The sequence below is a fragment of the Streptococcus pseudopneumoniae IS7493 genome (assembly GCF_000221985.1).
GTDB lineage: Bacteria > Bacillota > Bacilli > Lactobacillales > Streptococcaceae > Streptococcus > Streptococcus pseudopneumoniae.
In genome coordinates this window covers 573,566-593,881 of the sequence record NC_015875.1, presented here as the reverse complement: position 1 = coordinate 593,881, position 20,316 = coordinate 573,566, and the positions used below count along the sequence as shown (strand labels likewise).

General features: G+C 41.7%; 18 protein-coding genes and 1 pseudogene. 1 reads left to right on the top strand and 18 read right to left on the bottom strand.

From position 1 onward, the window contains the following. The first annotated feature begins 185 nt into the window (after nt 1–185). On the top strand, nt 186–1,376 hold the full coding sequence (locus SPPN_RS03150; protein ID WP_000835817.1) for a ferredoxin reductase family protein: 1,191 nt from the start codon (nt 186–188) through the stop codon (nt 1,374–1,376). 320 nt (nt 1,377–1,696) lie between these two features. On the opposite strand, the gene SPPN_RS03145 is transcribed toward SPPN_RS03150, so the two are convergent. The 18 genes and pseudogenes from SPPN_RS03145 to pnp all read right to left on the bottom strand — a co-directional run bounded on the left by SPPN_RS03145 (nt 1,697) and on the right by pnp (nt 19,490). Next, a complete protein-coding gene (locus tag SPPN_RS03145) occupies nt 1,697–2,578 on the bottom strand; it encodes a class II fructose-bisphosphate aldolase (RefSeq protein WP_001019001.1) in 882 nt (293 codons plus the stop codon). A 140-nt stretch (nt 2,579–2,718) separates the two neighbouring features. Continuing rightward, the gene (vncS, locus tag SPPN_RS03140; RefSeq protein ID WP_001254965.1) at nt 2,719–4,047 is read right to left on the bottom strand and encodes a sensor histidine kinase VncS; all 1,329 of its coding nucleotides are present in this window, start codon (nt 4,045–4,047) and stop codon (nt 2,719–2,721) included. Then, nucleotides 4,044–4,700 carry a response regulator transcription factor VncR gene (vncR, locus tag SPPN_RS03135; protein WP_000697964.1) on the bottom strand — a complete coding sequence of 219 codons (657 nt, stop codon included), beginning with the start codon at nt 4,698–4,700 and terminating at the stop codon, nt 4,044–4,046. The genes vncS and vncR overlap by 4 nt, the downstream gene beginning before the upstream one ends. A 355-nt stretch (nt 4,701–5,055) precedes the next feature. Continuing rightward, complete coding sequence (locus SPPN_RS03125; RefSeq protein WP_014017210.1) at nt 5,056–5,817, bottom strand: hypothetical protein; 762 nt, start codon at nt 5,815–5,817, stop codon at nt 5,056–5,058. Next, the gene (locus tag SPPN_RS13785) at nt 5,780–6,436 is read right to left on the bottom strand and encodes a CAP domain-containing protein (RefSeq protein WP_237701463.1); all 657 of its coding nucleotides are present in this window, start codon (nt 6,434–6,436) and stop codon (nt 5,780–5,782) included. The genes SPPN_RS03125 and SPPN_RS13785 overlap by 38 nt, the downstream gene beginning before the upstream one ends. 68 nt (nt 6,437–6,504) lie before the next feature. Then, nucleotides 6,505–7,461 carry a LysM peptidoglycan-binding domain-containing protein gene (locus tag SPPN_RS13780; RefSeq protein WP_014017208.1) on the bottom strand — a complete coding sequence of 319 codons (957 nt, stop codon included), beginning with the start codon at nt 7,459–7,461 and terminating at the stop codon, nt 6,505–6,507. Between the two features lie 297 nt (nt 7,462–7,758). Further along, nucleotides 7,759–9,138: an ABC transporter permease subunit Vex3 gene (gene vex3 / locus SPPN_RS03110; protein WP_000902986.1), complete on the bottom strand. Its 1,380-nt coding sequence runs from the start codon at nt 9,136–9,138 to the stop codon at nt 7,759–7,761. A gap of 55 nt (nt 9,139–9,193) precedes the next feature. Continuing rightward, nucleotides 9,194–9,841 carry an ABC transporter ATP-binding subunit Vex2 gene (gene vex2, locus SPPN_RS03105; RefSeq protein WP_000173719.1) on the bottom strand — a complete coding sequence of 216 codons (648 nt, stop codon included), beginning with the start codon at nt 9,839–9,841 and terminating at the stop codon, nt 9,194–9,196. Between the two features lie 126 nt (nt 9,842–9,967). Continuing rightward, nucleotides 9,968–11,245, bottom strand: a complete 1,278-nt coding sequence (locus SPPN_RS03095; protein ID WP_001068296.1) for an ABC transporter permease — start codon at nt 11,243–11,245, stop codon at nt 9,968–9,970. A 234-nt stretch (nt 11,246–11,479) separates the two neighbouring features. Further along, nucleotides 11,480–11,554: pseudogene (locus tag SPPN_RS14405) on the bottom strand (hypothetical protein); the annotation flags it as partial. Further along, nucleotides 11,548–11,841, bottom strand: a complete 294-nt coding sequence (gene tnpB / locus SPPN_RS14175; protein ID WP_420173520.1) for an IS66 family insertion sequence element accessory protein TnpB — start codon at nt 11,839–11,841, stop codon at nt 11,548–11,550. The gene tnpB and the pseudogene SPPN_RS14405, both read right to left, overlap by 7 nt. 393 nt (nt 11,842–12,234) lie before the next feature. Continuing rightward, a complete protein-coding gene (locus SPPN_RS14400) occupies nt 12,235–12,792 on the bottom strand; it encodes a MiiA motif-containing surface protein (protein WP_000128611.1) in 558 nt (185 codons plus the stop codon). A 262-nt stretch (nt 12,793–13,054) separates the two neighbouring features. Further along, on the bottom strand, nt 13,055–13,939 hold the full coding sequence (locus SPPN_RS03080) for a helix-turn-helix domain-containing protein (protein ID WP_000988346.1): 885 nt from the start codon (nt 13,937–13,939) through the stop codon (nt 13,055–13,057). 3 nt (nt 13,940–13,942) lie between these two features. Then, on the bottom strand, nt 13,943–14,329 hold the full coding sequence (locus SPPN_RS03075) for a Mini-ribonuclease 3 (RefSeq protein WP_000567930.1): 387 nt from the start codon (nt 14,327–14,329) through the stop codon (nt 13,943–13,945). Continuing rightward, on the bottom strand, nt 14,322–15,665 hold the full coding sequence (cysS, locus tag SPPN_RS03070) for a cysteine--tRNA ligase (protein ID WP_014017207.1): 1,344 nt from the start codon (nt 15,663–15,665) through the stop codon (nt 14,322–14,324). The genes SPPN_RS03075 and cysS overlap by 8 nt, the downstream gene beginning before the upstream one ends. 82 nt (nt 15,666–15,747) lie before the next feature. Then, nucleotides 15,748–16,632, bottom strand: coding sequence for a GNAT family N-acetyltransferase (locus SPPN_RS03065; protein WP_000613654.1), 885 nt, complete (start codon nt 16,630–16,632; stop codon nt 15,748–15,750). A gap of 11 nt (nt 16,633–16,643) precedes the next feature. Then, a complete protein-coding gene (cysE, locus tag SPPN_RS03060; protein WP_000540000.1) occupies nt 16,644–17,261 on the bottom strand; it encodes a serine O-acetyltransferase in 618 nt (205 codons plus the stop codon). Between the two features lie 15 nt (nt 17,262–17,276). After that, on the bottom strand, nt 17,277–19,490 hold the full coding sequence (pnp, locus tag SPPN_RS03055) for a polyribonucleotide nucleotidyltransferase (protein ID WP_000166431.1): 2,214 nt from the start codon (nt 19,488–19,490) through the stop codon (nt 17,277–17,279). Nucleotides 19,491–20,316: the final 826 nt, after the last annotated feature.

Sequence of the window (20,316 nt, the reverse complement as noted above, 5' to 3'; positions counted from 1 at the left end):
GGGCTAGCTTCCTAGTTTGCTCTTTGATTTTCATTGAGTATAAACAGCCACTCTCCAGTTCAATTGGAGAGTTTTTTATAAGAACAGAGATTTACACACCTAGATTTGACACCATACATTTTCTATGATAAAATGTAACAAATTCATTTACAACAAATCGAAATCTAAATGAAATGGAATTTTCTATGAAATCAATCAAAGGACTACTCTTTATCATAGCTAGTTTTATCTTGACTCTTTTGACTTGGATGAACACTTCTCCCCAATTCATGATTCCAGGACTAGCTTTAACAAGCCTATCTCTGACTTTTATCCTAGCCACTCGTCTCCCACTACTAGAAAGCTGGTTTCACGGTTTGGAGAAGGTCTACACCGTCCACAAATTCACAGCCTTTCTCTCAATCATCCTACTAATCTTTCATAACTTTAGTATGGGCGGTTTGTGGGGCTCTCGCTTAGCTGCTCAGTTTGGTAATCTTGCCATCTATATCTTTGCCAGCATCATCCTTGTCGCCTATTTAGGCAAATACATCCAATACGAAGCTTGGCGATGGATTCACCGCCTGGTTTACCTAGCCTATATTTTAGGACTCTTTCACATCTACATGATAATGGGCAATCGTCTCCTTACATTTAATCTTCTAAGTTTTCTTGTTGGTAGCTATGCCCTTTTAGGCTTACTAGCTGGTTTTTATATCATTTTTCTATATCAAAAGATTTCCTTCCCCTATCTAGGGAAAATTACCCATCTCAAACGCTTAAATCACGATACTAGAGAAATTCAAATCCATCTTAGCAGACCTTTCAACTATCAATCAGGACAATTTGCCTTTCTAAAGATTTTCCAAGAAGGCTTTGAAAGTGCTCCGCATCCCTTTTCTATCTCAGGAGGTCATGGCCAAACTCTTTACTTTACTGTTAAAAATTCAGGCGACCATACCAATAATATCTATGATAATCTTCAAGCCGGCAGCAAAGTAACCCTAGACAGAGCTTACGGACACATGATCATAGAAGAAGGACGAGAAAATCAGGTTTGGATTGCTGGAGGTATTGGGATCACCCCCTTCATCTCTTACATCCGTGAACATCCTATTTTAGATAAACAGGTTCACTTCTACTATAGCTTCCGTGGAGATGAAAATGCAGTCTACCTAGATTTACTCCGTAACTATGCTCAGAAAAATCCTAATTTTGAACTCCATCTAATCGACAGTACGAAAGACGGCTATCTTAATTTTGAACAAAAAGAAGTGCCCGAACATGCAACCGTCTATATGTGTGGTCCCCTTTCTATGATGAAGACACTTGCCAAACAGATTAAGAAACAAAATCCAAAAGCAGAGCTTATTTACGAAGGATTCAAGTTCAAATAAGTACTCATACTCTCCTGGGATTCCCCAGGAGAGTTTTTTATAGCCAAATGAAATAAGACCAGAGCGATGAAATTTTGGAATTCAAATCAATTGATAAGAATGTTTTATAGTGGAATGAAATAGGATACGAACAAATTGATTAGGAAAATCAAATGAATTTATAGAAATATTTTAGCAGTTATATTGTCCTGTTCTAGTTTCAAAACGCTATAGAAGCAGCATTGTGCTAGTCTAGATTCAGTTTACTATACTAAAACGAGTAGCTTGAAATCAAAAAACCCACCCTCACAGGCAGGTTTTATCTGTATTATTCAGCTAGATTATGCTTTACCTTCTGAACCGAATACGTCGATACGTTCTTCAACCGATGCTTGGATAGCTTTTACACCGTCAGCCAAGAATTTACGTGGGTCGAAGAGTTTTTTCTTATCGTATTCTGCTTCGTTTGCTTCGTAGTCACGAGCAAATTTACGAGTTGCGTTAGCGAATGCGATTTGGCATTCTGTGTTAACGTTAACTTTGGCAACACCAAGTTTGATAGCTGCTTGGATTTGCTCATCAGGAATACCTGAACCACCGTGCAATACGATTGGGAATCCTGGAAGAGCTTCTGTCAATTTTTGCAAGTGGTCAAGGTCAAGACCTTCCCAGTTTGCTGGGTAAGGACCATGGATGTTACCAATACCAGCTGCCAAGAAGTCGATACCAGTTTCAACCATTGCTTTAGCGTCTTCGATTGGAGCCAATTCACCTTTACCGATGATTCCGTCTTCTTCACCACCGATAGTACCAACTTCAGCTTCTACTGAGATACCTTTAGCGTGTGCTTTTTCAACAACTTCTTTAGCCAATTTAAGGTTTTCTTCAACTGGAAGGTGTGAACCGTCAAACATGATTGAAGTGTAACCAACTTCGATACACTCAAGTGCATCTTCGTAGTGGCCGTGGTCAAGGTGGATAGCTACTGGTACAGTGATACCCATTGATTCAACAAGGTTAGCGATCAAGTTGCGAGCAACTTTGTAACCACCCATGTATTTAGCAGCACCCATTGAAGTTTGGATCAAAACTGGAGCTTTTTTAGCTTCTGCTGCGCGCAAGATAGCTTGAGTCCACTCAAGGTTGTTTGTGTTAAATCCACCAACTGCATAACCGTTGTCACGAGCTGCTTGGACAAATTTTTCTGCTGAAACGATTGCCATTTTATCAGGCCTCCTGTATATTTTTATGGGTCACCCCATTTACATTGTTCATTTTATCACTTTTTGACAAAAAAATCTAGTTTTTCCCGTAGTTTCGATTTAATTTCTTCTAGCTTCATCCATGTAAACCCTTTCTATCTCTAGTCTTGGGCGACTTTTGGAAAAGCTATGAAGAAGGTTAAACGATTCTCCTCCATCTCGAAATGATAAGCTAATTTTTCATGTTCCAATAGACTCTTGACCACAAAGAGTCCCATCCCAGGCCCTTTGGGCTTGCGACTAGCATTATCAGAAAAAGACTGGGCTAGTTTTTCTTGTTCTTCTGAGCTACAGCTATTCTCGATAAAGAGTTCCCCTTCTCTTTCTCCAATGCCAACCAAGCCACCTGGAACAGAGTGCTTGATGGCATTGCTGATGAGATTAGAAAGAATCAACTTCATAACTGATGGGTTTAGATAAGCCTGCTGATGGGTCAAACTATTGTCAATCTGGAGCTCTCTTTCCTTGGCGAGCAAGGCATAATCCTTAACCAGACTTTGTGTCATCTGGAGGAGGTCAATTTCTTCCCTATCATCTCGCAACTCCTGCACAGAAGAGAGGGAAAGTATCTGCAGAACATGGTGATTGAGTTCATCCACAATCCCCAAGGCAACTCCCAGATACTGGTCTCTATCCTTATAACGACCGATATTCTCTTTCATGTTTTCGATCAGGATTTTCAAACTAGCCAGCGGTGTTTTCAGTTCATGAGAAGCCCCTCGTAGGAATTCGACCTTCATCTTCTCCAGCTGGAGAATGGCTTCATTCTTGTCATGCAAGTCTGCAATGACAGTCAAAAGATGCTGGTAGAGGCTATTGATTTGTTCCTTGAGATCACCAATCTCATCCCTAGAATCCACGCGCAATCGCACTTGGGAATCCAGTTCCATCATTCTACGAGTCACCCGTTTGATTTCCAAGATCGGGGCAACAATGGTCCGAGCATAGATGTAGGCCACCAAGAGGGAAATTAGAAAGGATGCCAGCAAGGTATAGGGAAGAAATTGGAGACTGATTTGCTCTGCTTCCTTTTGCAAATCCATAGAAACCAGAAACTGGAGAGTCATGGTGCTACCATCTTGCGTTGTCACCTCACGCTCCTCAATAAAGAGAGAGGTGGTCTGACGGTCCGTATCCAGAGGAATGCTGTCCTTGACTTCTAACTTGTCCTCTGTCATCTCGCCCTTAACGCCCCCCTTGATATCACTAGTCTGGGAATACAGCTCTAACACTTGCTCGATGCTCTGCCTATCCTTTCCTTCTAGGGACTTGGCAATAGCTGTCGCTTTCTGGCCAATGGTTTCCTGACGATGACTCAGATAAGTCGAGGGAAATAGAAAATAAATAGCTAAATGAAGGCAGATAACCAGAACACTAAATATCGAGAAGGTATAGATAAATATCTTTGTAAATAAACCTGTTCGTCTCATTTTCGCTCCAATTTATAACCAACATTGCGCACAGTGAGGATGCAGTCCAGGTCTAGTTTTTTCCGCAATTCCTTGATATAAACATCAATGACACGGTCAAAGGGAACCTCATCTGTCGCTTTCCAGACGGCATCGATTATCTGAGACCGAGTCAAGGCCCGGCCTTCATTTTTCACCAGATAGTCCAGAATTTCCAACTCTTTGGCATTGATAAGCACTTCTTGACCTGCTAGACTGGCACTGTAGCTCTCAAAATCCACCCTGGCATCTTTATAAGAGAAGATTCGTCCTGTATCGTAGTATCTCTTGAAAATTGCATCCACCCTCACTTTTAAGAGGGAGAGGGAGAAGGGCTTTTCCAGATAGCCATCTGCCAGAGAAGCAAAGGCACTCATCTTGTATTCCTCATCCTGAAAGGCGGTCAGCATCAAGACAGGAACCTGACTGGTTTTACGAATCTCAGCTAGGACTTCTAGACCATTGAGCTTGGGCATCTGGATATCTAGTAAAATCAAGGCTACTTCATAGCTGGAAAATTTTTCTAAGGCTTCTTGCCCATCTGCAGCCTCAAGGGTTTCATAGCCACAATCCGTCAAATAATCACTGACCCCCTCACGGATCATCTCTTCATCTTCTACAATTAAAATTTTCATACTTTAACTGCTCTCTATTTTTTATTTTTCTTATACTCAATAAAAATCAAAAAGCAAACTAGGAAGCTAGCCGCAGGTTGCTCAAAGCACTGCTTTGAGGTTGTAGATGAAACTGACGAAGTCAGCTCAAAACATGGTTTTGAGGTTGTAGATGAAACTGACGAAGTCAGTAACCATACATACGGTAAGGCGACGCTGACGTGGTTTGAAGAGATTTTCGAAGAGTATAAATACCTACTCTATTTTCTATTATAATCTCTTACTGGCCTTTTGTCTGTAAGCAACTGACCACTCGATAAAACAAAGAGAGCCTATCGCTCTCTCTGCTTGCATTTCACTCTCTATAGAATGAAAATTATTTAGCTGCTTTTGAAAATGTTACAACGTAGTTATAATCTTTCCCATTAGCTTGATAGACATAGTCCTCTTTTAAAGTATAGCCACGTTTGCCCAACTCTTCTTTCTTAGCATCAACTTGGTTCTTGACTGCCACTTTTACTTCATCATCTGTTGAACCTTCCGCGATTTCAAGAGGAGTTCCATTGATATCTCCTAGAAAACCTGCAATATCTTTCATTTTATCAAAGTTATAAAAAACATTGACTTTGACCTTTTGAGGAGCTGATGTTACAACTTCTTCAGCTTCTACTGTTGTTCCTGCGTCTTTTGGAGCTAGTGTTTCTTCTGTTCCTACTTCTACAGATGGTTGTGTGTCTGTTGACTCACTTTCAGAGGTAACTGATGCTTCTTTTGACTCTGACGATTCTTCTGATGTGGCATTTGTTGTTCCATCTTGTGTCTCAGAATTATTTTCTTGTGAATTTACTAAGTTAGAATCAGACGAAGTCGCTTCTCCAGTTTCTTCTGTGGTGGTCAATACTTTTTCTGAGTCTGATGATGGAGCTACAGATGTTTTTCCTGTTTCTGCCATATCCGTAGCTGATGTGTTTTCAGCTGGTTCTACTTGGCTTTTCTCTGTGCTTTCCGTAGATTCTACAGTCTTTGCTTCCTCTGTTGCTCCGTTACCGTGCGATGTTACATCTCTTGTTTCTGAAGACGCTTCCTGTGAATTAACATCTTTACTGTTTGTCTCTTCTATCAGATGTGTTTTCGACAATATCAGCTTTTGTTTTAAATGAGGAAAGTTGAGATTCTGTCACCTCTGCTTCTTGAATTGCTGGCCCATACTGTCCAACTAAAGCCTCCGAGTCGACCTTATCTCCTAAAATTTGTGCAACAGTAATCCAGTGATGTTCATGACGAGGGTTATTAAATGCACCAAGACCTGTATAAGTATATAGAGGATTTATCAATGATTTATAATGACCAGTTTGACCTGCAACTGTCTCACCCTTTGATTTTTTAATATAATCGGCTTTTTCTGAGTACCATTGCTTAATCGCCTCTGCAAATCCTTTATAATTCCACGCCAAGTTTTCTCCAAATGTTCTAGTACCAGTCGGAAAAGCTGTCCAAATATTTTTGTCAGAGAGACGAGCATGGGCATTCGTAATAGAAGACTCAGCAGCTCTCATAAGAGCCGTTTTTTCCAGTTGTGTTGACCACTTAATCGGAACATACTTATCTACTAATTTCTCCTCAAAAGCCTCTTTACGAATCTTATTAAGAGAATCTAAGATAGCTTGTTGATCTGGTGTTAAAAATTCTCCTTTGATTCCCACCAAAACATTGCCAGCAGATGCTTGACTCACTTCCGATTTAAATACAGTCTGCACCTCCTTTTGTGGTACAGCCGGTGCTTCCCCTTTCGGTGTTACTGGATCTTCCGTGGTTGGTCTTGTAGCTACCGGTGCTTCTGATTTTGGTGCTGGAGACGCTGGTGTGACTCTGGTGCTTCTGCTTTTGGTTCTGATACCGTTGGCTCTTCTACTTCTGGTGCCAGTGTTCCTGGTTCTTCCGCTTTTGGCGCCGGTGACTCTGGTTCTTCCACTTTTGGTGCTGGGGTCGCTGGTGCTTCCGATTTTGGTTCTGATACCATTGGCTCTTCCACTTTCGGTGCTGGCGCTTCAGAACTTGGATTTGAAACTACAGGTTGATTTGTTGTCCCTATATTTGAAAGGGCCTTGTCTACTACTGGACTTGATTCAGTTGAGTTCCCTGATTCAATTGTAGTATCTGCAGATGGAGCATGTAAAGTTTCTGATCTTGTTTCGGCTTTTGGCGCAACTGAGACTGAGGTTTCTGATTTCGATGCCGGCAATACTGACTCTTCAGCTTTCTCTGCTGACGCCGCTGGGATTTCCACAGCTACTGGTGTCGTTTGTTTAACAGTAGTCCTTTGTTCACCAGTTACAGTATCTGTTTTTGTTTCAACTTCATAACTTTGACGACTACCAGAATTATCAATCGACACTCGCTGTCTTTTTACTTCTGTATTTCCATCTTTTAGAAAAGCCTCTTCGCTAAAATACAATTTATTATTAGCAAAAATCAAATCTCTATTTGCAATACGATTTATCTCAACCAAACTATCAACAGATAGCCCTGTTGCCCCACTAATAGCACTCAATGTATCTCCCCACTTAATTGTGTAGTGTGATAAATTGTCTATATTTAGAATATCAGCTTTCACTTCCTCAACTGTTCTGGCTACCCAAACACCATCTTGTTCACTGGCTGATACAGTTGGAGCTAAAAAGCCTAGCCCCAGTAGAATCACACCTGTCGCAACAATTGCACCCGTTCTTAATTTTCTAAAACCACGGAGGGATAAGCTTCCTCTAACATTTGTTTGTCTCATAATATTTATTTTTCCTCACTATTCTATATTTTCCAAGGTAGACCCTGCCTAGGTCTACTAGCCTATGTTTGCGATATGGATAGGCTTCGACAGATTTATCTATAGATTTTTATGCACAATTCCATATATAAGTTGCGAAACCCCTTTCTAATAAATTCCATAACTTTAGTATATCATATTTAACACTAAAGTACAAAGAAAGCAACTGAAAGCAATGATTTTCACCACTGCTTTCTGCTTCATGTATCATTTTAAAACTTTCAGTTGCTAGCCTCATTTTTCAGTCTAGCATCAGTATTATTCACCATCCAGCAAAAGCTCTTTTGGTTGTTTTCTAAGGAGATTGCTTGAAGCAAGCGTCATAACGGCCACCACTAGAACCAAGGCAAGGACAAAGACGATGATAAAATCTGATGTCTGAATAGAAATGTCTAGGCTCGATAAGGTCTTGCTAAATCCATCTACTTCTGCACCACCACCAAGGTTAGAGGCTTGAGCCGCCTTGCTGGCTTGCTTGGCAACACCTGAAGTCACATTGGCAAGGACAGTATTTCCGATGGCACGAGCTGTGTAGCTGGCTAGGAAGTAAGCAGAAACAAGAGCAGGAATTGCAATCAAGATGGATTCGGTGATGAATTGCCCCAAGATACTTGCCTGCTTAAGACCGATAGAGAGGAGAATGCCCACTTCCTTACGACGGGCGTTGATCCAAAGACTAAGCAAGAGTGCAAGGAGAAGGACTGAGAAGCTCAAGCTACCCCAGAAGAGGAGGTTGGCCATCTTGTACATACCAGAAATGGATTGCTCTAGAGCTGGGTAGTTAGAGGAACTCTTAACGAGTGTGTAGCTCTTCCAGTTGATACCACTGATGCCATTCAACTCTTTCATAACATCATCCAAGTTCTTGTCTGCTGTTACAAAGAAGGTTGCGTCCCCATAAATGGCTGTGTCTTCTGTGTATCCATAAAGTTTTGCAGCAGTGTGAATGTCTGTAATAGCTGTGTTTTCGTAAAGTTCTTGTGAGTAGGTTACTGCTGACTTATTATGACCATCAAAGAGTCCCTTGATTGTCACTTCAACTGTTTCCTTGGCTCCTTTTTCATTATCTGCATCGTAGATATTAGAGTCCAGTTTAACCTTGTCCCCTACTTTCCAGCCGTGTTTGGCTGCCAAGTCCTTGTGCAAGAGGATTTTATCCTTGTCGTCGTTGGTTAAGTGCTCTCCTTCGACTAGTTTATAAGAACCAGAGACAAACTTGTCTTCTTTAGAGGAGTCATTGACACCTGTAATCATCAAGCTACTTCCAAAACGTTTGGCACGATCAGCAGTGAGATTCTTCTTGGTTTCTGGCGTTTCAATGAGGTCATATCCAGTCAAATCTCCGATAGCGTTGATACGTTTGACATAAGACTCGATGGCCTTGTTTTCGGTGATTTTTTTGATGTCTTCACCCTTAATATTCCCAGCACCACGAGGCGTTCCTTGGTTGACGCGACGATTGATTTGCATGGAGAAGCTATTGGTGATATTTTTAAAGGTCTCCTGAGAAGCCTTGGCAGTAGCTCCCTTGATTGACAAGCCGACCAAACTCAAGCTCGCCATGAGGAGAATAATCAGGAAGATGACAATCGATTTGAAAAACTTCCTTGTAACATAGGCAAATGCGTTGTGTAACATAGATTCCCTTTCTAGATTTTATTCTATTTTATAGTTTGAACAGAAAAAGTTCGTATTATTTCGTAGTATTTCGAGTTTCAGTCAGTTTCTTATCTTTCAACTCAAGTGTAATATCTGATGCTTGTGCCACTTCTTTGCTGTGGGTTACGACGATGACACATTTACCTGTTTTCTGGGCAAGTGATTTGAGCAGTTCGACAATATCTCCAGCAGTTTTAGGATCCAGATTTCCTGTTGGCTCATCAGCTAGAATAACTGGAGCTTCTGAGACCAAACTGCGAGCAATGGCAACACGTTGCTGTTGACCACCTGATAACTGGAGAACATTCCGCTTGATCTGATTTTCATCTAAACCAAGCTCAAGCAGTGTATCCTTGCTTGCCTTTTTGTTGACCAAGCGGATATTTTCCAGTGGAGAAAGATAATCTATCAAGTTATAATTTTGAAATACCAGGGAAATATGGTGCATACGATGGTAGGAATACCCCTTCTTACGAATATCCTCTCCTTGGAAAAGAATCGAACCTTCAACAGGACTATCTAAACCAGCAAGTAGGGACAAGAGAGTGGATTTCCCCGCTCCTGACTCCCCAATAATACTGTAAAATTTCCCAGGTTCAAAATGATAATTGATCTGATATAGGACTGCCTCAGCAGTGTTCTTATAACGGTAGTTAAGGTCTTGTAATTGTAATAAAGTCATGATTTCTCCTTCTTATACTCAATGAAAATCAAAGAGCAAACTAGGAAGCTAGCTGTAGGTTGCTCAAAGCACAACTTTGAGGTTGCAGATACAGCTGACACGGTTTAAAGAGATTTTCGAAGAGTATTAACTAATAGATGATAAAATTTCCTTAGGCGATTTTCTAAATAAGAATAGGAAACAAAGGGCTACAGATAAGCAACTAAGCAGGACTAGAAAGACATAGGATTCTGCAAAAGATAGGATGTTGGTTGATAAACTGCTTGCTTTAGCTAGCGTGTCTTGTAAGGCAGCCTGATCTCCACTTGCTAGTAGAGTTTGGAGTAGGTAAGATGTGATGGCGTTTCCTGCAACAAATGCTGGAAGCAAAGCTCCAAGAGATACCAAAACTACCTCTAAACAGAATTGTAGGAAAATCGAGCTCTTGCCTTTTCCAAGTGCCAGTAAAATTCCCACTTCGTAGACCCTTTCTCTCAACCAGAGAGACAAAACAAGAATTAAGGCTCCAGCTCCAGCTATCAACATCCCATAAAGGAAGATGGTTAGGAAGGTTTGGAAGGTTGCTACTGAGTCTTTGATTTGTTCAAAAGCCTTGTTTTCCTTATCGATTTGGTAGCCTTGATTTTCCAAGGACAAGTTTTCCACCTGCTCCATGAGTCCGTCCATTTCCTTAGGGTTTTCTACATAAAAGCGCGCTGCACTGACTAGAGATTCACCATTTCCTAAAAGGCTTTGGCTACTTTCATAGTCTGTAAAGACCTGGTTTTCACTGAAGTCAGAAGACAAGCCTGTGAATTTCTCCTGTTTTTTACCAGAAAAGATGCCGACAATTTCAAACTCCACTGTTTGCCCTTTGCCAGATTCAGACTGACCAGTATCCAAGCCAATCTTGTCATGAAGCGAAAGACTATTCTTCTTAGCCAACTCTTCGTGGATGATGATTTTCTTGGAATCTCCTTTTTGAAGATGTCGCCCTTCTTTTAGATTGAAAGCCGAACTGGTAAAGGTCACATCCTTGGATGAATCCTCAAGAGCCGTTAAGCTAACCAAGTTCTTGTCCGCTGCTGACAAATCATCACGTTCTACGCTCTGCTCACCAGCCACCGCTTCCTTGTCTTTCAGTTTTGCGACCGTCTCGAGTTCAGGAGAGACATTTTCCAGTCCCTTAATCTGGCTCACGGATGATAAGTCCGACAACTTGAAAGTCTGACCATTTTCTATCTTCTTAATAGAAAAAGATGTATTGAGTGATTTGTAAAGATTGGTTTCAACTGTTTTGTTGGACTTCATCAGCGTCAAACAGGCTGAAATTCCAGCCAATAGGACCAATAAAATCAGAAATAAAATAAAACTTCTCAGTCGTTTTCTGCTGACATAAGCCCAAGATCTTTGGATTGGATTCATTTGTCACCTCCATATTTGTAAGACTATTATAAAACCCAAATATGAAATGTTTATGAAATACGAAAAAAATATCGAGTAGGGGATAATCTCTAGTCCCTCTCACACCACCGTACGTGCCGTTCGGCATACGGCGGTTCAACTAACTTTTAAAGCATGTCGTTCAAGGTCATAATCCAAACACAAAATCAGTCCACGTTTTTCTTAGGCTAAAAGAGTCCACTGGACTCTTTTACTCCGTCCCATAACCAATGATTTAATAGCGCGTTCAGCTAGATTATTGGAAAGGACCAGATGCCCGTCTTTCAATAGAAATCACGACTTTCTGATGAATTTATTTTGGGAGTGATAGAAAAGCCCTTCATCAGCCAGTCTACTTGTTCAGGTGTGAGAGCTTCGACATCCATTTCTGTACTTGGCCAAGTCAACTTACCGTTCTCAAAGCGTTTATATAGTAGCCAAAATCCTTGACCATCCCAGTAAAGAGCTTTAAAGCGGTCTTTACGTCCACCACAAAAGAGAAAGACTTGACCTGAAAAGGGATTTAATTCAAAGTGGGTTTTAATGAGATAAGCCAGTGAATCAATGCCTTGCCTCATATCCGTTTTCCCACACACGAGATAGACCTGCCCTAGGCTAGATAGATGAATTGGCATAGAGCAACACCTTATCCAAAAGCTCTTCTATCATTTCGAGATTGTGGAATCTCTACAGGAACAATAGGTTGTGGCATTAAAATATCTTCCAATAGTTTTACTTTACGAATAGTATACAGGAGAAACTCCATGAATGATAGATACCTTGTTATGACGCGCTTACCGTACTATTATAAATTCAATCCACTATATCATTTGATTCACTAGTAAAAAAAGGATAACATCTCCTCTCGGAGATGCTATCCTTTTGGGGGCGACTAGAACATAGTGTTCCAATCTATTTTCGTTAAATTTACAGAATGTTTATCCTATGAATTATTTTATCAAAGTAATTTCTTACTCTTCTTCCTTGCGTTTTTTCGCGATAAGGAGTCCCCCTGTTGCTGCTGCAAGAAGTGCTAGAGCAAGTGAAGCGCTAGATTGTTCTGTACCAGTATTTGGCAATTCTTTCGCTCCTGCTTTCTCAGCTGGTGCTTGAGCAGGTGAATCTTGGTTGGTAGCTGGATTAACTGCTACTGAACTATCTGATTTCTTGACTGTCTTATCTGCTGGAATAACAGATGTAGTACCATCTTCAAAGGTTACAACTACTGATCCGTCTTTGTTTACCTTAATATCTTTCGCAGTTGGGTTAGATTTCTTAACTTCTTCAGCTACCTTAGCTTTTTCTGCGTCAGTCAAGTTGCTTGGATCTTTAACTGGTGTTGCTGACGGATCCTTAACACTATCTGCATCTTTAGCTTTCTCAACTGCTTTAGCTGCTGGAATTACTGCTGTTGAGCCATCTGGGAAGGTTACAGTTATTGTTCCATCTTTACCTACTTTAACATCTGTTGCAGTTGGGTTAGATTTCTTAACTTCTTCGGCTACCTTAGCTCTTTCTGCATCAGTCAAGTTGCTTGGATCTTTAACCGATGTTACTGATGGATCTTTAACACTATCTGAATCCTTAGTTGATGCACCTACTGGTTTAGATTCTGGTTTCGAGTTTGGATCTTTCGGATTTGTTCCTTTTTCTACTTCTTCTTTATCTGTGAAGCCATCCGGTTACCATTTTTTTGGGACATCATCACTTTCGATTGACAGCATCAATCCACTATAACTCTGCACATAAAAATGGAGAAGATGCAATCCTCTTCTCCAAATATTAACTTCTTTACAAACCAACTATAGTTGACAAAGAACCTAAAATCAATTGATAACACAGGGTCAGGTCGGTCAATTCCTTCAACTGTAGCCCTGTCAATTCTTCCCATTTATCAATTTTGTATTGGAGAGAATTGCGGTGCAGATAGAGTTGCTGGGCTGTTTTTGTTAGGACAGCACTATTTTCCCAAAGGGAGAGAATGATTTCCTGAATCTGATCTTGATCCAAAATCATCTGGTGTAGACATTCCTTGATTACTCTCAAGTCCACGAGTCTTTCTCCCATACTCCAAAGATAGAGCTGAGAAAAAGTATGAACACCTTGGTGACCCTGACGCCACCAAGTCTTAAATAAATCTCTCTCTGCTTTAATCAAGTCTGATAGGGCTTGATGTCTTGCCTGAGACCAAACCTGGCCTAACATGATAGAGAGACGAAGTCCAAAGTCATATTCAACCGCTTCAATCGTATCAGATAAGATTGAACGTACAGAGGTGTACTTATCTTGTTGCAGCACGAAAACATAATCCTGAGCTCCGACCTGAAGCACCGTCTGACAATTCGGAAAAAGAGTCCGCATCATATCTAGCCAAGAAGCCAGATTTTCCTGCTGAAAATAGGAAAGATGGCAATACACCAACTGAATCTTTTTAAAAGTTTGCGGTGCCTGACCCTTCCCCTCAATCAGATAGGAATACCAAGGATTGAGCGAACGAGCCTGCTCCTGCTGGGTCAAAAGGGAAATCAACTGCTTTTCACGCTCACTGAGCCCAGCTTTCTCCAGCAAAATCCACTGCTGAGAAGCTAAAGGGAGAGTGAGATAGCCCTCTTTCTCTACTGGTTGGTCTGAAATCTGAGCCTCAGGAAACCAGTCTTGTAGTTCTTTTGTCATCATGTCCTAGCCCTCCACTTTTTGGATGCACCACCAAATCAAGCTCTCAAGACGTTCCAAATTTTCAGTCATATGGAGATAGCCCATCACAGCTTCAAAACCTGTGGACATGCGGTAAGTCACCACATCTGCATTTTTAGCCTTTGTGTGGCTATTGGTATTGCGGCCACGTTTGTAGATTTCTTTTTCTCTTTCCGTTAGGACTTGCTCCTCTAACATGAGGGAAATCAGGCGAGCCTGAGCCTTGGCCGACACATACTTGGTCGCTTCTTGATGGAGTTTATTGGGTTTGGTCATGCCTTTGAGGATGAGGTGACGACGAATATACATGGAATAAACCGCATCTCCTTCAAAGGCTAGCGCAATCCCATTAATGAGATTGACATCAATCACGTGTCCACCTCACTCCATCCTTGGTGTCAAGGAGCTTAATTCCCTGAGCAGCCAATTGATCACGGATTTGGTCTGCTGTCGCAAAGTCACGATTGGCACGCGCCTCTTGGCGTTTTTGAATCAAGTCTTCAATCTCTGCATCCAAAGCTTCCTCAACAAAGACAATTCCAAAAATTTCTAACATATCTGCAAGAGCTTGCTTGACACTTGCATCATAGTTACCTGAGTTAATCCACTTGGCCATTTCAAAAACAACTGTGATACCGTTGGCAGCGTTAAAATCTTCATCCATAGCCGCCACAAACTTATCTTTAAATGCTTGTAATTCTTGGGTATCCACGTTTCCTGTAAATAGTTGCTCGTAAGTATTCTTCAGATACTTGAGATTAGTCTCTGCATCACGCACTGCCTTTTCTGTAAAGTTGATAGGCTTGCGATAATGTTGAGTCGCAAAGAAGAAACGAAGCACTTGCCCATCAAGAGTTTTAAGGGCATCGTGTACGGTGATAAAGTTCCCCAAAGACTTGGACATCTTGACATTGTCAATATTGACAAAGCCATTGTGCATCCAGTAGTTGGCAAAAGTCTTGCCTGTTTTAGCTTCAGACTGGGCAATTTCATTAGTATGGTGAGGAAACTCTAGGTCAGCTCCACCACCGTGAATATCAATGGTGTCGCCCAAAATCTCTGTCGACATGACTGAACACTCGATGTGCCAGCCCGGACGACCAGGTCCCCAAGGACTATCCCAAGAAATCTCACCTGGTTTGGAAGATTTCCATAATGCAAAGTCCACAGGATTTTCCTTACGAGCCGTTTCTTCATCGGTACGACCTGAAGCACCTAGCTCCAAATCTTCCAAGGTTTTATTAGCCAATTTGGCGTAATTGTGAGATTTTTCTACACGGAAATAGACATCCCCTTGACTCTCATAGGCAAAGCCTTTCTCAATCAAGTCTTCCACAAAACGGATGATGTCTGCCATAAACTCCACTACACGCGGATGGCGAGTCGCAGGTTTCACGCCCAAGGCCGTCACATCCTCACGAAAGGCAGCGATGTACTTGTCCGCAACCTCCTGAGGCGTGATGCCTTCTTCCTTGGCACGGTTGATTATCTTATCATCCACATCTGTAAAATTGGAAATATAGGCAACCTTATACCCACGGTACTCAAAATAGCGACGAATGGTATCAAAAGTCACCGTTGAACGGGCATTCCCCACGTGGATATAGTTGTAGACGGTTGGTCCACAAACATACATCTTGACTTTGCCGTCCTCGATTGGGACAAATTCTCGCAAATCACGAGACATGGTGTCGTAGATTTTAATCATAAAATAATAGTCAGGAAAACCAAAATCAAAGAACACTTAGTTTCATCACTAAGAGTTCAATTGAATTTCAGTCCGAATATCTCTACACTTCGGAATCCCTTGCTCCTTTCTCATTCAGATAAACCACCTGAGTCTGTTTGACAAAGCCAATTTTTTCATACAAACGTTTGGCACCTACATTGCTATCTTCCACTGCAATCTGAAATTCCTTGTCATTTTGCTCAATTAGTTGGTTGACGAGGGATTTTGCTAAGTAGCTTCCATAGCCTTTCCCACGTTCAGGTTCCAATATTGCTAAACCGTAGAAGTAATTCGTATTAGTCGATAAATCTACCGTGCAAGTTCCAATAACCTGACTGTCTTTTAACAAAATATATAAGCGACTTTCTGGATCCTTCAGAGCTTCAGCGACATATCTATCCACAACTTCTCTAGATTCATGTTCCTCTGAAAATGCCTGAAATTTTAACTGGCTAATTTGCTCCTGATACGAACTATCTGCTAACAAAACTTCAAGATTAGAAAGTTTTGCTAACTGATATGGTCTTCTATCCTTACCTAACCAGGTTTCTGTCTCTTCATCCTCGATTAGTCCCCAGTTACTGGCAAAGTCAGGATGATTCTCTAAAAAAATACGTTCTGTCTGAAAAGTGACTGACCGAATAGGGAAAGAAGCCGTTTCTTTCTCAAAACTCGTAAACAAAGCACGCGCAATTCCCTGACGGCGATGATCTGGATGAACCAGTATCGTCACTTCCACATCTTGATCATCTGCATAAACAGTTAATAAACCAACAAGTTCGCCTTTTTCATAATAAAGGAAAAAGGCGGGCATGTTTGGGTCAAAATTAAGCATGTTAGAGAGATAGGGATCGCGATAGGTACCGTCATAGTTTTGGCAACAGTTAATTACTTTTTTCGCCTCAGATAGCTCCTCTTGGCTTAACTTGTTTCTTGCTTGAATCATATAGGTATCCTCTACAAACCAGACGATCTATGACTGGCTTCTTTAGCCTGCTCGAGTTTATTAACATAATACTCTCGTTTTTCTTCGACTTCGTGAATGACAGGCTCATCCTTCTTACCATGAAGGCGGACAATCTTAGCCGGAATACCGACAACCGTCACATCACTAGGTACATCTGCCACGACAACTGCTGCTGCACCAACCTTGGCATTTTCACCGATTTCCACTGGTCCGATGACTTGGGCATGAGCCGATATGAGAGCTCCCTTTCGAACGGTCGGATGGCGTTTTCCAACATCCTTACCAGTTCCACCAAGAGTCACCCCGTGATAAAGAAGAACGCCTTTTTCAACGATCGCTGTTTCTCCAATCACCAAGCCTGAACCGTGGTCGATAAAGACACCTGAATCAATCTGGGCACCTGGATGAATCTCAATCTGAGTCCAAAAGCGCCAAAACTGACTGTGCATACGAGCTAAGAGTTTGAAGCCGTACTTCCAGAGAAAATGCGAGAGACGGTGGGCCGCCAAGGCCTTGACACCTGGATAAGTCAGCAAAACCTCCAAAGTGGTGCGGGCCGCTGGATCATTTTCTTTTACGATATCAATGGTTTCGCGCCACCACCCCATACATTTCTCCTTTTCTTACTCTGAATCTTTTGGTGTCTCTGTAAATTCTTTCTTAGGTTTGTGTTCCTTGTGATGACGTGGGCGGTGAGGGCGCTCAGACTTTTCACCTTTTTCATCATGCTCAGGTTTTGGCGGACGAGGTAGAAGAGCCTTCATAGAGGCATCGATACGGCCTTTTTCATCAATCTTGATAACCTTAACATCAACTTCATCCCCGATTTCTACCAAATCCTCTACACGATTGGTACGAGTCCAAGCCATCTCCGAGATATGAACAAGAGCATCTGTCTTATCAAAGAGGTTAACAAAGGCACCAAATTTCTCGATACGAACGACTTTAGCACGGTAAACTTCGTCCACCTTAGCTTCACGAACCAAACCAGCAATAATTTCTTTAGCACGATTGATGGCATCTTGGTCGCTAGAGTAGATAGATACGTTACCTTCTTCGTCGATGTCAATCTTAACGCCTGTTTCAGCGATAATCTTGTCGATGGTTTCTCCACCCTTACCGATGACAATCTTAATCTTGTCCACATCAATCTTGATCGTATCAATTTTCGGAGCAGTTGGAGCCAATTCTGGACGAACTTCTGGAATGGTTGCTTCAATGACATCAAGGATTTCAAAACGCGCTTTCTTGGCTTGAGCAAGAGCCTCCGTCAAGATTTCTGCAGTAATCCCTTGAATCTTGATATCCATTTGAAGGGCTGTAATCCCATCACGAGTACCTGCAACCTTGAAGTCCATATCTCCAAAGTGATCTTCCAAACCTTGGATATCTGTCAATACTGTGTAGTTATTTCCATCTGAGATAAGTCCCATAGCAATACCAGCTACTGGCGCCTTGATTGGCACACCACCAGCCATAAGGGCAAGAGTTCCCGCACAGATAGAAGCTTGAGATGAAGAACCGTTTGATTCCAAAACTTCTGCTACTAGACGGATAGCGTATGGGAATTCTTCCAAGCTTGGCAAGACTTGAGCAAGAGCACGCTCACCAAGAGCACCGTGACCGATTTCACGACGACCTGGCGCACCGTAACGACCTGTTTCCCCTACAGAGTATTGTGGAAAGTTATAGTGGTGCATAAAGCGTTTCTTGTACTCTGGATCCAAACCATCAATGATTTGAGTTTCTCCCATCGGAGCCAAGGTCAAGACTGAAAGAGCCTGAGTTTGTCCACGAGTGAAGAGACCGGAGCCGTGCACACGAGGAAGGAAGTCAACAACCGCATCCAAAGGACGGATTTCATCGACCTTACGACCATCAGGACGCACCTTGTCTTCTGTAATTAAACGTCGCACTTCTGCGTGTTCCATTTGTTCCAAGATTTCAGCCACATCACGCATGATACGGTCAAATTCTTCGTGGTCTGCATATTTTTCTTCATAAACAGCAGTCACTTGGTCTTTAACTGCTTGAGTAGCAGCTTCACGAGCCAATTTTTCTTCTACTTGAACCGCTTTTTGGAGGTCACTGTTGTAAGCTGAGATGATTTCTGCCTGCAATTCAGCAGCCACGTGAAGCAATTCCACTTCTGCTTTTTCTTTACCGACAGCAGCAACGATTTCTTCTTGGAAGGCAATCAATTCTTTGACAGCTTCGTGCCCTTTAAGAAGCGCTTCCAACATGATTTCTTCTGACAATTCTTTGGCACCAGACTCTACCATGTTGATAGCGTGCTTGGTTCCAGCTACTGTCAATTCAAGAAGAGATTGCTCTGCTTGTTCTTGCGTAGGGTTGATGATGATTTGACCATCTACATAGCTCACTTGTACCCCAGCGATTGGGCCGTCAAATGGAATATCTGAAATAGACAGCGCCAAGGATGAACCAAACATAGCAGCCATTGGTGCAGATGCATTTTCATCATAAGAAAGCACGGTGTTAATCACTTGTACTTCATTACGGAAACCTTCCGCAAACATAGGACGAATTGGACGGTCAATCAAACGCGCTGTCAAGGTCGCATCCGTTGAAGGACGTCCTTCACGTTTCATAAAGCCACCAGGAAACTTCCCTGCTGCATACATTTTTTCTTCGTAGTTGACTTGAAGAGGGAAGAAATCCCCAGTTGCCATTTTCTTAGACATAACGGCCGCAGTCAAGACAGTTGACTCACCGTAACGCACGACAACAGAGCCATTTGCTTGCTTAGCAACCTGACCAGTCTCTACAATTAACTCACGACCCGCAAAAGTCGTTTGAAACACTTGTTTTGTCATTTTAATCCCCTTTGGATTGATGAAATTATACGCCTTGCCTACAAAAATCAAGATACTAAGCCGTTAAGCAACTCAAAGGAAAATAGGAAATCGAACGACGGAGCGAATGCTCCTAGGTAGATTTATCTTTTTCCACAGAGTTGTAGGCGTGTTCAATTACTCAAGATACCAAGGACGTCAAGCAACTCAAAGGAAAATAGGAAATCGAACAACGGAGCGACCGCTCCTAGGCAGATTTATCTTTTTCCACAGAGTTGTAGGCGTGTTCAATTACACAAGATACTTTGGACGGTTCGGCTTGCCGAACATTTCTGTAGAAAAATAGGAAGGTGACGCCGCACTCGATGAGTGCTAGGAAGCTTATCTTTTTTCCTAAGGAATGAGGCCAAAATTCAATTAAGTATCTTTTTGATATTTCCCTGGAATAGTGCGGACGGGAGCTAAAATTATCCAGTGGATGATTTTAGAAATCCAACGGAATTTCAATGGTAATTTTTAATTACTTCGCCTTTTTATTTCTATGCTCAGGCTAAAATAGTTTCCCGAACTATTTTACTCTCAAAAATCCTGCCTTAGATAATAATATTGTTATCATCTAAGATACCACGATAGCGTGAAATATCTTTTAAATACTCACTCCGTTCGTGTTTTTTGAGACACACATTATCAGATTTTGTTTAAAAAATAATCAACTTTAAACAAACCTCTACAACCTAAATACCCTCATCTTTGTATCAAGTACGTACAGAGTCTATTTTATCATATTTTTCTTAAAAAGTGCGGTCTTTACCATTAAAAAGGAACCATTCCCCTCACTTGAGAAGAA

Excerpts from the sequence above, each read along its gene's own strand:
- cysE (WP_000540000.1), bottom strand. The coding sequence starts at position 17,261 with ATGGGGTGGTGGCGCGAAACCATTGATATCGTAAAAGAAAATGATCCA.
- SPPN_RS03095 (WP_001068296.1), bottom strand. The coding sequence starts at position 11,245 with ATGAATCCAATCCAAAGATCTTGGGCTTATGTCAGCAGAAAACGACTG.
- vex2 (WP_000173719.1), bottom strand. The coding sequence starts at position 9,841 with ATGACTTTATTACAATTACAAGACCTTAACTACCGTTATAAGAACACT.
- pnp (WP_000166431.1), bottom strand. The coding sequence starts at position 19,490 with ATGACAAAACAAGTGTTTCAAACGACTTTTGCGGGTCGTGAGTTAATT.
- SPPN_RS03145 (WP_001019001.1), bottom strand. The coding sequence starts at position 2,578 with ATGGCAATCGTTTCAGCAGAAAAATTTGTCCAAGCAGCTCGTGACAAC.
- SPPN_RS03080 (WP_000988346.1), bottom strand. The coding sequence starts at position 13,939 with ATGATGACAAAAGAACTACAAGACTGGTTTCCTGAGGCTCAGATTTCA.
- cysS (WP_014017207.1), bottom strand. The coding sequence starts at position 15,665 with ATGATTAAAATCTACGACACCATGTCTCGTGATTTGCGAGAATTTGTC.
- vex3 (WP_000902986.1), bottom strand. The coding sequence starts at position 9,138 with ATGTTACACAACGCATTTGCCTATGTTACAAGGAAGTTTTTCAAATCG.
- SPPN_RS03150 (WP_000835817.1), top strand. The coding sequence starts at position 186 with ATGAAATCAATCAAAGGACTACTCTTTATCATAGCTAGTTTTATCTTG.
- vncS (WP_001254965.1), bottom strand. The coding sequence starts at position 4,047 with ATGAGACGAACAGGTTTATTTACAAAGATATTTATCTATACCTTCTCG.
- tnpB (WP_420173520.1), bottom strand. The coding sequence starts at position 11,841 with ATGAGGCAAGGCATTGATTCACTGGCTTATCTCATTAAAACCCACTTT.
- SPPN_RS13780 (WP_014017208.1), bottom strand. The coding sequence starts at position 7,461 with ATGAGACAAACAAATGTTAGAGGAAGCTTATCCCTCCGTGGTTTTAGA.
- vncR (WP_000697964.1), bottom strand. The coding sequence starts at position 4,700 with ATGAAAATTTTAATTGTAGAAGATGAAGAGATGATCCGTGAGGGGGTC.
- SPPN_RS03065 (WP_000613654.1), bottom strand. The coding sequence starts at position 16,632 with ATGATTCAAGCAAGAAACAAGTTAAGCCAAGAGGAGCTATCTGAGGCG.